Annotated in this window: 12 protein-coding genes; 6 read left to right on the top strand and 6 right to left on the bottom strand. The window is 58.5% G+C overall.

Annotated elements, in window-relative coordinates; translation table 11 throughout:
* Positions 1–43: 43 nt before the first annotated feature.
* The gene (gene hemB / locus RSE16_09190) at positions 44–1,042 is read left to right on the top strand and encodes a porphobilinogen synthase (protein WRH74893.1); all 999 of its coding nucleotides are present in this window, start codon (positions 44–46) and stop codon (positions 1,040–1,042) included.
* 40 nt (positions 1,043–1,082) lie between these two features.
* Here hemB and RSE16_09185 read toward each other — a convergent pair whose 3' ends face one another.
* From RSE16_09185 to RSE16_09175, 3 genes are all read right to left on the bottom strand, one after another.
* Complete coding sequence (locus tag RSE16_09185) at positions 1,083–1,736, bottom strand: MIP/aquaporin family protein (GenBank protein ID WRH74892.1); 654 nt, start codon at positions 1,734–1,736, stop codon at positions 1,083–1,085.
* Entirely contained in the window at positions 1,733–2,227 is a 495-nt protein-coding gene (locus RSE16_09180) for an arsenate reductase ArsC (protein WRH74891.1), read from the bottom strand. The genes RSE16_09185 and RSE16_09180 overlap by 4 nt, the downstream gene beginning before the upstream one ends.
* A 61-nt stretch (positions 2,228–2,288) precedes the next feature.
* A complete protein-coding gene (locus RSE16_09175; GenBank protein WRH74890.1) occupies positions 2,289–2,630 on the bottom strand; it encodes a metalloregulator ArsR/SmtB family transcription factor in 342 nt (113 codons plus the stop codon).
* Between the two features lie 141 nt (positions 2,631–2,771).
* Here RSE16_09175 and RSE16_09170 point away from each other — a divergent pair, with 141 nt between their 5' ends.
* The 3 genes from RSE16_09170 to RSE16_09160 are packed head-to-tail and all read left to right on the top strand — an operon-like array spanning position 2,772 to position 6,183.
* On the top strand, positions 2,772–3,341 hold the full coding sequence (locus tag RSE16_09170; GenBank protein ID WRH74889.1) for a GNAT family N-acetyltransferase: 570 nt from the start codon (positions 2,772–2,774) through the stop codon (positions 3,339–3,341).
* Positions 3,314–5,608 (top strand): fused MFS/spermidine synthase, encoded by a 2,295-nt coding sequence (locus RSE16_09165; GenBank protein ID WRH74888.1) that lies wholly within the window; start codon positions 3,314–3,316, stop codon positions 5,606–5,608. The genes RSE16_09170 and RSE16_09165 overlap by 28 nt, the downstream gene beginning before the upstream one ends.
* Entirely contained in the window at positions 5,605–6,183 is a 579-nt protein-coding gene (locus tag RSE16_09160) for a gamma carbonic anhydrase family protein (GenBank protein WRH74887.1), read from the top strand. The genes RSE16_09165 and RSE16_09160 overlap by 4 nt, the downstream gene beginning before the upstream one ends.
* Positions 6,184–6,221: 38 nt before the next feature.
* On the opposite strand, the gene RSE16_09155 is transcribed toward RSE16_09160, so the two are convergent.
* Positions 6,222–8,333 (bottom strand): TonB-dependent siderophore receptor, encoded by a 2,112-nt coding sequence (locus RSE16_09155; GenBank protein ID WRH74886.1) that lies wholly within the window; start codon positions 8,331–8,333, stop codon positions 6,222–6,224.
* 184 nt (positions 8,334–8,517) lie between these two features.
* On the opposite strand from RSE16_09155, the gene RSE16_09150 reads away from it, so the two are divergent.
* Entirely contained in the window at positions 8,518–8,865 is a 348-nt protein-coding gene (locus RSE16_09150; protein ID WRH77332.1) for an arsenate reductase family protein, read from the top strand.
* Between the two features lie 99 nt (positions 8,866–8,964).
* On the top strand, positions 8,965–9,927 hold the full coding sequence (locus RSE16_09145; GenBank protein ID WRH74885.1) for an alpha/beta hydrolase: 963 nt from the start codon (positions 8,965–8,967) through the stop codon (positions 9,925–9,927).
* Positions 9,928–9,957: 30 nt separating this feature from the next.
* On the opposite strand, the gene RSE16_09140 is transcribed toward RSE16_09145, so the two are convergent.
* A complete protein-coding gene (locus tag RSE16_09140) occupies positions 9,958–10,827 on the bottom strand; it encodes an OmpA family protein (GenBank protein ID WRH74884.1) in 870 nt (289 codons plus the stop codon).
* Between the two features lie 181 nt (positions 10,828–11,008).
* Positions 11,009–13,363, bottom strand: coding sequence for an EAL domain-containing protein (locus RSE16_09135; protein WRH74883.1), 2,355 nt, complete (start codon positions 13,361–13,363; stop codon positions 11,009–11,011).
* Between the last annotated feature and the right edge of the window lie 2 nt (positions 13,364–13,365).

The following is a 13,365-nucleotide window of genomic DNA, read 5'->3' as shown; positions in this document are numbered from 1 at the left end:
TGGATGGTTGAGAAGCGCGGCATCGTCCGCTAAGCCCGCGATCATGACAACGCCCAGCTATCCCAACACCCGCCTGCGCCGCAGCCGCGCCACCGCCTGGAGCCGCGCGCTGGTGCGCGAAACCGTGCTGACCCCTGCCGATCTGATCTGGCCGCTGTTCATCACCGAAGGCAGTGCGGTGGAGGAACCGATTGCTGCCCTGCCCGGCGTATCACGCTGGTCGGTGGACCAGATCGTCGTGCGCGCGCGCGAAGCCATCGATCTGGGCATTCCCTGCATCGCGCTCTTCCCCAATACGCAGGCAGAGCGGCGCAGCGACGATGGCGCAGAGGCGCTCAACCCCGACAATCTGATGTGCCGCGCGATCCGTGCGATCAAACAGGCGCATGGCGATGCCATCGGCATCCTCACCGATGTCGCGCTCGACCCCTATACCGCCCATGGGCAGGACGGACTGGTCGACGAAGCCGGTTACGTCCTTAATGACGATACTGTCGCTGTACTGGTCGACCAGGCAGTCAATCAGGCGCGTGCCGGCGCAGATATCATCGCGCCGAGCGACATGATGGACGGGCGCATCGGCGCAATCCGCCGCGCGCTGGAGATGGACGGGCATGTGAACGTCCAGATCATGAGCTATGCCGCCAAATATGCGAGCGCCTTTTACGGGCCGTTCCGTGACGCGGTCGGATCACGCGGTCTGCTGAAAGGCGACAAAAAGGGCTATCAGATGGACCCGGCCAACAGCGACGAAGCGCTACGCGAGGTTGCCATGGACATCGCCGAGGGTGCGGACAGCGTGATGGTGAAGCCGGGCATGCCCTATCTCGACATCATTGCCCGCGTCAAAAGCAGCTTCGAGGTGCCGGTCTTCGCCTATCAGGTGTCGGGCGAATATGCGATGATTGAAGCTGCTGCTGCGGCCGGTGCTGGCGATCGCGACGCGCTCGTGCTGGAAACCCTCACCGCCTTTAAGCGCGCGGGCTGTTCCGGCATCCTCACCTATCATGCGGCCCATGCGGCACGTTTGTTGAACGGGTAGGTTTACCAAGCGAAGGGTGCGCGTTTCGCGCGCCGGTCCGTTACACCTTGTCGAACAGGAAACGCGCTACAGCCGCTGCGCAGGCGGCACCGACCAGCTGTGCCAATAGGAACATCGGTACGTCAAAAGGCGCAATTCCTGAAAAACTATCGGTCAAGCTGCGCGCGATGGTAATCGCCGGGTTGGCAAAACTGGTGGAGGAGGTGAACCAATAGGCAGCGGTAATGTATAAGGCCACACTGGCCGGCACCCATTCGGCCCGGTGACGAACCGTACCCAATATTGTCAATATCAGGCCGAACGTCGCAATCGCCTCTGCCAGCCACTGCCCCAGACCGGTTCGCGCTGTGGTCGAAAGCTGCAGCACCGGCATTTCGAACATAAGATGCGCGGCCCAAACCCCCATGATGCCAAATAGCAGCTGCGCGCCGATATAGGCAAATAGCAGTCGGACAGACAGTTCACCCCGCCAAGCAGCAACCAGACTGACCGCCGGATTGAAATGCGCGCCTGACACCGGGCCGAGAATCGCAATCAACACGAAAAGTATGGCGGCGGTCGCCATAGTGTTTCCCAACAGGGCAATGGCCAAATTCCCCTGCGACAGATTGGCTGCCATGATTCCGGAACCGATCACAGTCGCGAACAAAAAGAAACTGCCGACCGCCTCGGCGCATACAGCCCGGTTGATCATGCCGCTCCTTCCATTTTCCCGATTGCGTTCAATTTCATTTGAATATCGCGCGGCTCCATTTGCTCGAGTGGCAATCCAATCATGGCTTTCACACGCATTTCCAGAAAGCGCCAGGTTTCGGCAAAGGCCGCGTCAACTTCGGCGACACTGCCGCCTACATCGGCAGGATCAGGCAAACCCCAATGCGCACGAATGGGGGCTCCAGTGAAAAGCGGGCAGATTTCTCCGGCAGCGTTTCCGCACACCGTCAATGCAATGTCGATCATCGGAGAACCGGGAATGGCGAATTCATCCCAGCTTTTGGATCGGAAATCAGCGGTATCGATAGATTTGGCGGCCAAGAGCCGTAACGCACCGGGATGCGGTTCGCCTTTGGGTTTGCTCCCCGCGCTGAACGCACGGATTTGCGGCGCACCCAATTGGTTGATCATGGCCTCACCCAAAATGCTTCGCGCCGAATTGCCTGTGCACAATACCAAGATGTTGATCATCACCCATTCCCTTTCTGTGCAATTATCCACCATTCAGGGCGCGGCGGGCTATGCAGCCGCTTCATGCTGCTTTCCCCTCGCTTTGCAGGGGCGCGCACGGGATCGCGATCGAACAGTCTGCGCCTTCACAACAATTTTCCAAAAGATAGGCGACCAACGCATTCATTGCCGGATAATTGGCGCGATATATCAGTGATCGGTGCTGGCGTTCCTGCAGGATTAAACCAGCACGATTCAGCTGGGCTAGATGGAAAGACAGTGATGAATTGGGAATTGCCAATGCATCGGCAATCGCGCCTGCCGCCATTCCGCCTTCTCCGGCCTGCACCAGCAACCGGAACAGCGCCAGCCGATGTTCCTGCGCAAGCGCGCCCAGCGCTTCGACAGCATTATAGGCCTGCATTTCGCCCCCTTCATTTCGTTAAAAGTCGAAATGAAGGATATTGAGTGCAAACGCAAGCTCATTTCGGCATTTATCAAAATGACAAACTTTGACGAAACGAAGGCCTATCCGCATAGAAAAAAATAGGCCACGAGCGCGCGCATGACCTTATTCCGCATTGAAACCCCTCGCATCATCCTTCGCGACTGGCGCGAGGAGGATATTGATCCCTTTCACGCCATCTGTTCCGATCCGGTGGTTATGGAAACGCTTGGCCCGTTGATGCGCCGTGATGAGGTCGCCGATTTGGTACGGCGGATGCATCGGATGCAGGCGGATCAGGGCCATTGTTTCTGGGCGATGGAGCGCAAAGAGGACGCGCAATTGATCGGTTGGTGCGGGATCATCCGGGGCCGGCCCGGCACCTCGATCCATGAAATGCCAGAGGCAGGCTGGCGGATGACGCCTGCGGCCTGGGGCAAGGGCTATGTGACAGAGGCGGCGCTGGCATCGGTGCAATGGGCGTTCGAGCATCTGGCGGATGACGCGGTTTGGGCGATCACCAACACCGACAACCACCGCAGTCGCGCGGTGATGGAACGGGTCGGCATGGCGCATGACCCGCGTCTCGATTTCGATCATCCCGACGTTCCGGCAGATAGCCCATTGCTAAGGCATGTCACCTATCGCATTGATCGCACAGCATGGATGCAGAATCGACAACAGGGGTAACACAGGCGAAGGATCGCATCGGCGGTCGCGCACTGTTCGTCATCACGATTTTGACGGGCAGTTTCCTGCTCTTCCTGGTGCAACCGATGATCGCGCGCATGGCGCTGCCCAAGCTGGGCGGGGCACCGGCAGTTTGGAACAGCGCGATGCTGGTTTATCAGGCCCTGCTGCTCGCAGGCTATGCCTATGCCCACCGGTTGTCCCGCACAACGCCGCAGCGCCAGGCGATGGTGCATATTGGCGTGTTGTTGGTGGCGGCGCTCTGGCTGCCCATCGGACTGGCAAGCTTTGCCATTCCCGCAGATGGCTCGCCGATATTCTGGGTACCATGGCTGCTTTTCGCCTCCATTGGGCCGCTCTTCTTTGCCGTGGCGGCTCAAGCACCGCTGATGCAGCGCTGGTTCGGCCTCGCGGGCAATAAAGGAGAACCTTATGCCCTTTACGCAGCATCGAACCTTGGCAGTTTCGGCGGGCTGATCGCCTATCCGATATTAGTCGAACCAGCGATGCCCATTGCCGGCCAGACCTGGCTGTGGAGCGGTCTTTACCTGTTGCTGTTCCTGCTCGTTCTGGTTTGCGCGCGGGCAATCTGGCGCAGCGGCGATCATGGCGCCGACGTAAAATCTTCGACCGATGCCCAAGGCGCAATCGCCGCCCTGCCCCCGATTGCATGGCGGCAGCGGCTTTACTGGATCGCCCTCGCCGCCGTGCCTTCGGGCCTGATGCTCTCCACCACGTCGCACATGACGACCGACCTGATGGCGATGCCGCTGATCTGGGTGATCCCGCTTGGCCTCTATCTGTTGAGCTTTTCGGTCGCCTTTGCCGACAACCGACTACTTGCCGATATCATTTCCCGCATTGCGCCGACCGTGCTGCTGATCGGCGGGGCAATGATCTTCGTGATATGGGGCAAGGCCGCCTATGTTGGCGCCGGGGTCAGCATCGCGCTGCTTTTCGTGATCGCCGTTGCGCTTCATTCGGAAATGTATCGCACCCGCCCCGATCCGGCCCAATTGACCGAATTTTACCTGATGATGTCGGTGGGCGGGGTGATTGGCGGCTTTTTCTGCGCGATCGTCGCGCCATTGCTGTTCAACTGGACTTGGGAACATCCGATATTGCTGGTCGCTGCCGCCGCGCTGCTGCCGCAATTCCGGCTGTTCGACCTTGGCGAGGAAGATACATTCGGAAAGCGCGGCTGGACATTTGCGGCGATGATCCTCGCATTGGGCGCCCTTGGGCTTGCCGCCTATGTCGGCATGACATTTGGCAGCGAAGGCAGCCGGATGAAAACCGCATTGGTCGCGATAATCCTCATCATCGGCACCTTTGTCACCGGGCGCAGGCTGGCGCTGATGGTCGTTGTTGCAGCCGGGATGATCGCCAATGGCGGCTGGAGCAATATCGAGCTGAGCGCCAGCGGCGCACGGATGCGCAGCTATTTCGGCACCTATACCATCAGCCAGGATAATACGGCCCAGGTCCGCTGGCTCAGCCATGGCACCACGATGCATGGCATGCAGTTGCTGAATGAACCGACCTTGCCGATCAGCTATTATGGCGCCAATTCGGGCATAGGCATTGCATCGCGCCGCGCTGAGGAACTGTTCGGCCCCGGTGCAAAGGTGGGCATGGTCGGCCTCGGTACCGGCACGCTCGCCTGCTACAAAAAACCCGGACAGGTTTGGGATTTCTTCGAAATTGACCCGCTGGTTGTTGAAATTGCACGCGAGCGGCGGATTTTCAGTTTCCTTGAAAAATGCGCTCCCGATGCGGGCATGCATATAGGCGATGCCCGTCTCACTTTGGCAGAACAGCCGAAGGGCAAGTTCGACCTGCTGGCAATCGATGCCTTTTCATCGGATTCGATCCCGCTGCATCTGCTGACCAAAGAGGCGTTTGCCGTCTATCGCCGCGCACTGAAGCCCGATGGCATATTGCTCGTCCACATCTCGAACCGTTATTTCGATCTGGATCCGGTGATCGCGGCAGAAGCCAAGGCAGGCGGATGGACGGCGGCGCTGCGGTTTGACAGCCCACCCGAAATGCTGACCAACAAGGGGATGCGCGCGTCACAATGGGTCGCGATGAGCCCCGACCCTGCCCGTCTCGCGCAATTGACCGGTCGGGTTTATGACAAACGCCCTGCCTATTATTATCCCGATCGCTGGATCAGGCTTGAACCGCCACGGTCGGACAATCGCTGGACCGATGATTATGCCTCTGTCCTGCCCTATCTGTCATTCTGGAAGATATTGCGATGAACCACACCACCCCGAAACACCGCCCTGACGTCACCATCATACCGTTCAAGGGCAAAACCCCGGAGATTGACGACAGCGCCTTCATCGCGCCGGGATGCCGGATCATCGGCGATGTCACCATCGGACCGGAGGCGAGCATCTGGTATAATTGCGTGCTGCGCGGCGATTCCAACCGCATCGTCATCGGCGCCCGTACCAATATTCAGGACGGCAGCATCGTCCATTGTGACAGCCCGATGCCCGGGGCACCTGATGGCTATCCCACGATCATCGGCGACGATGTGCTGATCGGCCATATGGCAATGATCCATGGCTGCACGATCGGCAATCGCGGTTTCATCGGCCTTGGCGCGATTGTCATGAACGGCTGCACGGTGGAAGAAGACGGCATGCTGGGCGCGGGCGCGCTGCTGCCCGAAGGCAAGACGATCGGGCCCAAAGAATTATGGGTCGGTCGCCCGGCGAAGTTGGTGCGCGAATTGCCCGAACCTGCGTTGGTCGGCATGCGCATGGGCGTCGCCCATTATGTCCAGAACGGCAAGGCCCATGACGAGGCGGTGGCGGGTTTGGAATAGTCGCTCCCCTCCCTCAAGCGCGAGGGAGAGCGCCGAAATCAGAACTTGACCCTTACCGTTACCCGGCCATTGATCGGTGCGCCCGGTGTGATGTTATTGTTATTATGCGCATCGGCGAAATAGTCCGTGTCGAAAAGATTTTCGACATTGGCCTGCAACTGCACATTCTCGCTAATGTCATAAAACAAGGCCGCATCGACGCGAGTGAAGGCGGGAAGCCGGGTTGTCGTCGCGCTGGTGCGGATTGCGGCGAACTGGCTCGACTGGTGGATAATGCCAAGGCCGATACCGACGGCATCATTGACGTCATAACGGTTCCACAGCGATAGCTGGTGCTTTGGCACCTGGCCAAGCGCGACGAAATCATTTCCGCGCAATTTGGCGTCTTGCAGGGTGTAGCCGGCGCTCATCTGCCAGCCGGGCAACAGCTTACCGGTAACAGCCAGTTCCAGCCCCTTTATCCGCGTTTCGCCGATATTGATCGTCGTCAGCGGGTTGGCCGGATCGGGCGTGGTCGCATTGCTGCGATCCAACTGAAACAGCGCCGCCGTGACATTAAGATCGGGGCGGATATCCCATTTGGCGCCGATTTCATAATTGGTGAATTTTTCGGGCGCTAGATTTTGCGTCGTCGTCGATAGCGAGATGAACTGGTCGCCAGACCGTGGCAGGAAAGACCGGCTAAAGCTGGCATAAACGGACGCATTTTCCTGCGGTTTCCAGATCAAGCCAAGGCGCGGACTGATCTTGTCATCGCTGCGCGCAAAGGGCCGGTCGACCGCAGGAATGAAATCGACGCCATCAATTTCGAAATGGTCAAAGCGCAAGCCCGCCACCACATCGAAATGATCGCCGATGCTGATCTGGTCCTGCATGTAAGCCGAGACAAATTGCACCTGCGACACGGTATCGCGCGACAGTGTAGTCATCGCAACCGCGGGGTAAACCGGGTTAGCAAGGCTGAACGTCCGGCCCGGAATGAAGGCCGGCAGGCGGCGATTGTTGCGCGTCTGCTGATCACCATATTCAATGCCGAACAACAGCTTATGTTCAACCGCGCCGGTCGCGACCTCCCAGATCAGATTTGCCTGACCGATCAGATTTTCGCGCTTGGTCGGGTCCGAATAGGCATCAAGCTGCACGCTGTTATTGGCCAAGTTAACGGGGCCATTGGCGTAAACATTGACATAGAATTTGTCATAATCGCCATAGAGCAATGTGCCGGTGAAGCTGAGATTATCGGCCAATTTCCCGTCGAGCCGTGCCTTGGCGACATGCGCCTCCAGAGTGGAACGGTTGATGCCGGGGACACCGAAAAACAGCCGGTCATAGCCGCGCAACGGGGCGTTTGCCTTGCCTGAGACTGCGACTGATGGCACGCCGCGGTCGGGCACGCGCTCATCATTCACATATTCGTAGGACAGCCCCAACTTCCAATCATTGCCAAGATCCACGGCAAGATAGGGGTTCCAGGCATAGCGGCGCCCATCGACAAAGCGGCGGTCGCTTTCCATCGCCTCATAGGTCGCGTTCAACCTTATGGCCGCCCGGCTGCCCAATGGGGCATTGATATCGGCGGACACATCCCAGCCGCCAAAGCTGTTGAGGCTGCTGCGCGCGCTGCCAAAGCTTTCATCGGCAACCGGCGTTTTCTGCACGCGATTGATAATGCCGCCACCGCCACCGCGCCCGAAGATCAGCGCATAAGGGCCTTTCAATATCTCGACACGCTCGACATTATATAGCCCTCGATAATATTGCACATCGTCGCGCACGCCATCGAGGAAGAAATCAGCGGTGGTATTCTGGCCGCGCAGCGTGATCTGGTCGCGATTGCCTTCACCCTGCCCCACCGTGGTTCCCGGGACATAGCGGAGCACTTCTCCAAGACTGTAATGCGCCTGATCGTCCAACTGTTCGCGGGTGACGACATGAATCGTCTGCGGCACGTCGATCAACGGGGTGTCGGTCTTGGTGGCGGTGACGATATCCTGCGCGACATAGCCCGTAGATGCACCAGTAACGATGATCGCGCGACAGTCTTCACACTGGTCGCCCAACTCACCACCATATTCATAGGCCTGGGCCGGGACCGCCAATGCGGCGCAAAGCGCAAGGGCGGAAATGCCCGAAACTCGCAACATCGTCATCGTCTCTTCTACAGCCCTTATTGAGAAAGATTCTCAAATCCCCAAAGCCTCCCTATTGAGAATCGTTATCAGTTGCAAATGCAAAAAGGACATCTGGTTGAACTTTTTTGAAATGCCAATATCAACGACGCACATGCCCCCTCTTGCTTGCGCGGGGGAAAGGGAAAGTAAAAAGGAATTCGTCGTGAAAGCAACCATCTGGCACAATCCCGATTGCGGTACATCGCGCAAGACGATGGCCATTCTTCAGGAAACGCCGGACATCAACCTGACCGTTATCGAATATAAGAAGACACCGTTCACTCGGGAAAAGCTGGAGCAGTTGTTCCGCGATGCCGGCTTATCCCCGCGTGAGGCGCTGCGCACCCGGGGCTCGCCTGCTGAGGAGTTGGGCCTGATCGACGGCGCTGATGGCGAGCGCATCCTTGATGAAATGGCGAAGCAGCCCATCCTTGTCGAGCGCCCCTTTGTCGAAACCGACAAAGGTGTCCGCCTCTGCCGCCCTCAAGACAAGGTGCATGAGATTTTGTAACTGCCGACACAGAACATGGCGTTGACGTCCGTTCTGCATTACCATCGGCCGCAACAAAGGCATCGCTTTACGGCTGGCCGCAAAAGGGGGAAAAACATTATGCGCAGATTCTTGAAAGGCCTCGCCTTTTTCCTGATCGTCGCAATCGGGGGGATCATATTCTGGGGCTATGCCGCTGATGTTCCCGTAAAGGATCTGCGCACAAAATATGCAAATGCCGAATCCGAATTTGTCGATCTGGGCGACGGCCTCACCGTTCACCTACGCGACGAAGGGCCAAAAGATGCGCCCGCGATCATCCTTTTGCACGGCTCCAACGCCTCGCTCCATACATGGCAGCAATGGGTCGACCGGCTGGGCAAGGATTATCGGATCATCCGTTTCGATCAATGGGGGCATGGCCTTACCGGTCCGCACCCCAAGGGCGACTATAGCGTGGCCGCCTATGTCGATGCCGTAGACCGTGTCGCGCGCAATCGCGGCCTGACCCGTTTCTACTTGGGCGGTAACAGCATGGGTGGCGGAATCAGCCATGCCTATGCGGTGGCCCATCCCGAAAAGCTTGCCGGCCTGATCCTGGTTGATCCATCGGGCGCACCCGATGCCAAGCCGCGCCAACTTCCCATCGGCTTCCGCCTTGCGGCGATGCCCGGCGTCAACCAATTGGCCACAATCCTCACTCCGCGCAGCCTGATCGAGCGCAGCCTTGATGGCAGCGTCAGCAACAAGGCGGTGGTTACGCCCGCAGAGATTGATGAATATTGGGAATTGCTCCGCCATCCGGGCAATCGTGAAGCCACGCTGAAACGTTTCGGCACCCCGCGTACGCCGATTGCCGAAAAGGATATCGGTGCGGCCACAAGGGCCATTCCGGCGCTCATCCTGTGGGGTGACGAAGACAAGCTGATTCCGGTGAGTGCCGCCCAATGGTTCGGGCGCATTTACCCGAACAATCAAACGCACATCTATAAAGGGATTGGCCACCTTCCGATGGAAGAGACCGCCGAACAAAGTGCTTCGGACGTTCGCGCCTGGCTTTCCGCAAATTCTGCGGCGGGGTGACAGGGGCGCCCCCCTCACCCCGCATGCATATCAGATTCCGTCGACGCTTTTGCTGACCAGCACATTGACGGAAACCCGGCGGTTCTGCGCCTTGCCTTCTTCGGTGTCATTGCTCGCCAATGGATCGGATTCGGCCATGCCTGTCGGGGTCAGCATCCGATAGGGCTTCCAGCGACACTGCTGCTGCAGATGATTGATAACACGGGCCGCTCGTTTCTCGCTGAGTGTCTGGTTATATTCCTCGCTGCCGACCGAGTCCGTATAGCCGACCACCAGCAACAGCGCATTGTCGGTTGCCTCGGCCTGGCTTGCCGCAGAGCATAGCTCTGCCTTGGCTTGGGATGAGAGCACCGCTTGGCCGGTATCGAAATAGACGTTGGTCGTGCCTTTGATATTATATTTGTCGATATCGCCCATGCGTCCGCGCAGCGCCTCGGTCGCCGCTGTCTGTTCGGCAAATTGCTGCGCAGTGCCGTTGCGGATCATCGTTGCGGTTTTCAGGTCGCCATTGCGGAAACTGATCTGGTTGGCGATCAGCCCGTTGCCCGACTGCCAGGTCTTCACCGTAACCGGCAAACCGTTGAGCAGCGAATCCTGCGCCAGCTTGCCTCGGCCACCGAAAAGGCCGCCGCTGGTGCGAATGCGCGTATTGGCATCAAAAGTGACAATTGTGCTTTGGCCATCGGCCGTCGTGATCTGCAACCGATCATTGCTACGCGCAGTAATCACGCCCTTGATTTCCGGTCCCTTCACCAGCGCTGCAGGCTGGGACTGGACGGCACCATCGACGATGATGGGGTCGGGATTTTGCGACTGGGCTGAAAGGCTGACGGGAAAGGCAAGCGCGGTTGCGACCGCAGCCATTGCCAGCAATCCCGTTCCGTTTGTGCTGCAACGCATATATATTCTCCTGCTGACGGGGTGTCACCAAGAGCCTGTTGATCAAAACCTGTCTGCCCGATGAATAGTTGCGCGAAACGCATTCATCATGCGGTCCAGACGCGCGCGGTGTGCGGCAAAGCGATATTCGTCATGCAGCCATGAACCCGAAACGCTACTCATGCGATCGTGGCATTCGCGATTAACCGACCTCACGGCGGGTTGGTAATCCGAACAGCGCGCAAGCATCCAAAAACACCATCGGCCGGCCGAAATAATAGCCTTGGATTTTGTCGCAGCCAAATTGCTGGATCATCTGCAATTCCTGTTCATTCTCGACGCCCTCTGCAGTCGTCGCAATGTCCAGCGCGTCGGCCATGGCGACCACAGCACGGATGATCGCGATACATTCCGGCTTGGCCTTGGCCGCACCTGTCACAAAGCTGCGGTCGACCTTGATCGTGTCAAAACGGATATTGCTGAGATAGCCGAGCGAGGAATAGCCGGTGCCGAAATCGTCGAGCGACAATTTGATACCCAGTTTGCGAAGACGATCCAGAACCTGCACCGCGAGCCCGCCGTCGCGAACAAAAATGCTCTCGGTGACTTCGATTTCCAGCCGCCACGCAGGAAGGCCGGTATCGTGCAACACTTGGACCACTGTTTCGACGAAGGCCGGGCTGGTTAGCTGGTCGACCGATACGTTTACCGCGACCTTGATCGTTTCAGGCCATTGCATCGCATCCGAACAGGCCTGGCGCAGCACCCATGCGCCAATCGGCACGATCAGCCGGGCTTCTTCTGCAACAGGAACAAATTTCGCCGGCGAAACATTGCCGAATTTGGGGTTATTCCAACGCAACAAAGCTTCAAAACCGGTAATGCCATGGCCGTCGTCAGCCTCAACCACCGGCTGATATTCAAGGTGGAACTGGTTGCGTTCCAGCGCATTGCGCAGTTCAAATTCCAGCACGCGGCGCTCTTCCGCGCTGGCATGCAGTTTGTGCTGATAACTATGATGCGTGTTACCGCCATCATCCTTTGAACGGTAAAGGGCAAGGTCGGCGCTGCGCATCAGCAATTCAACTGTGCGCCCGTCTACCGGGCCTACCGCACTGCCGACACTCGCACCGATATACAGCGTGTTTTGATCGACCTCATAGGGTTTGGACAGCGTTTCGATGATCTTTTTGGCGACTCTTGCGACATAAGTTGAGTCCGATGCATCCTTCAGCACAACCGCAAACTCGTCTCCGCCCAGACGGCCGCACAATTCGTTCGCCGACATGATCATCTTCAGCCGCTTTGCCACCTGTGCGAGCAGCCGGTCGCCGACCGGATGGCCAAGCGTATCATTGACCGCCTTAAACCGGTCGAGGTCGATCATCATGAAGCCGCAGCGACGGCGCCATTGATCCGCGTCGGCAAGCACCTGTCCCAATGCCTCGGTAAGTTGCAGACGATTGGGCAACCCCGTCAGCGTATCGAAACGCGCAAGGTGCGAGATTTTCTCTGCCGATTCGCGCTGTTCCGTCACGTCCGATCCGACACCGCGAAAGCCTAGAAAACTGCCATTTTCGGCATGGCGGGGAGATGCGGACAATTCCCACCAGCGGCGCACGCCATTGATGGTGACAGGGACGATCAGGTTGGAAAAGGCCTCACGGCGCTTCAACCGATCAGCCAAATCATGCAGTGCTTCGGGATAGCGGCCGGTATCCCAAGCGTCACCGGCGATCAGTTTCAGCAAGGGCTGGCCTTCAATCGCCTTGGGCTCTGCCTCCAGCGCAAAGGCGAAGCGCGGGCTGGCATGGCTGACGCAGCGGCTGGTATCGGTCTGCCACAACCAGTCTGCGCCGCTATCTTCAAATTCGCGCAGCAACAGGCTGACAGTTTCGGATTTTTCGTGGAGCACATTGCTCGCCAATTCGTAAAGCACCTGCGCCTTTGCGCTGCGCAAAACGCCCACAGCCATCAAGCCGCCGAGCGCAGCGCTGGCCAGCGCGAGGTAGATTTCACCATTGACCAGCCAGCCAGCCACACCGCCCATGGTTGCGGCGGCGACAAAGGCCGTCCCGGCAATGGGAAGGCTGGGAAGTAAAAGCGAGGCGAACACCATCATGGCGAGGTTGACTGACCATATCCCCAGCCATTGGGGCATGGCGCCAAAACTACCAAGGAAAGGAAGTGCCGCGCCCCACACCGCGCCGCCAATTGCCGAATGGCGGCCGATCAGCAGGAAATCGCGCTGACGCGCCTGTCCGGATTCAAAATAACCCAATGGCGAACGGCGCGAGAGAATGAGGATGCTGCAGCCGATGAGTGCCGCGACCCACGCTGCCAAGGCCCAATAGGGGGCTGTGTCGAACGCAATCGCCACGATCAGCGCGCCGGATATCACCGTCGCTGCAAGCTGCGCACCGCTGCGGTCGCGCAGGCTGCGCGCCTGGATTTCGAAAAGTTGCGCGGTTTCGATACCGCTGGGCGCGTCAAAGCCCAGCAATGCCTTTGCCGAAATGTCCCTTGGCAGGTCGCCCGATGATTCTTGCTTGCTCACAG

This window comes from Sphingobium sp. (assembly GCA_035196065.1).
Classification (GTDB): Bacteria; Pseudomonadota; Alphaproteobacteria; order Sphingomonadales; family Sphingomonadaceae; genus Sphingorhabdus_B; species Sphingorhabdus_B rara.
The sequence above is the reverse complement of the archived record's forward strand: the minus strand, read 5'-3'. Positions and strand labels throughout refer to the sequence as shown.

Bases quoted from the DNA above. Each gene is read 5' to 3' on its own strand.
- hemB (WRH74893.1), top strand. From the start codon at position 44: ATGACAACGCCCAGCTATCCCAACACCCGCCTGCGCCGCAGCCGCGCC.
- RSE16_09185 (WRH74892.1), bottom strand. From the start codon at position 1,736: ATGATCAACCGGGCTGTATGCGCCGAGGCGGTCGGCAGTTTCTTTTTG.
- RSE16_09180 (WRH74891.1), bottom strand. From the start codon at position 2,227: ATGATCAACATCTTGGTATTGTGCACAGGCAATTCGGCGCGAAGCATT.
- RSE16_09175 (WRH74890.1), bottom strand. From the start codon at position 2,630: ATGCAGGCCTATAATGCTGTCGAAGCGCTGGGCGCGCTTGCGCAGGAA.
- RSE16_09170 (WRH74889.1), top strand. From the start codon at position 2,772: ATGACCTTATTCCGCATTGAAACCCCTCGCATCATCCTTCGCGACTGG.
- RSE16_09165 (WRH74888.1), top strand. From the start codon at position 3,314: ATGGATGCAGAATCGACAACAGGGGTAACACAGGCGAAGGATCGCATC.
- RSE16_09160 (WRH74887.1), top strand. From the start codon at position 5,605: ATGAACCACACCACCCCGAAACACCGCCCTGACGTCACCATCATACCG.
- RSE16_09155 (WRH74886.1), bottom strand. From the start codon at position 8,333: ATGACGATGTTGCGAGTTTCGGGCATTTCCGCCCTTGCGCTTTGCGCC.
- RSE16_09145 (WRH74885.1), top strand. From the start codon at position 8,965: ATGCGCAGATTCTTGAAAGGCCTCGCCTTTTTCCTGATCGTCGCAATC.
- RSE16_09140 (WRH74884.1), bottom strand. From the start codon at position 10,827: ATGCGTTGCAGCACAAACGGAACGGGATTGCTGGCAATGGCTGCGGTC.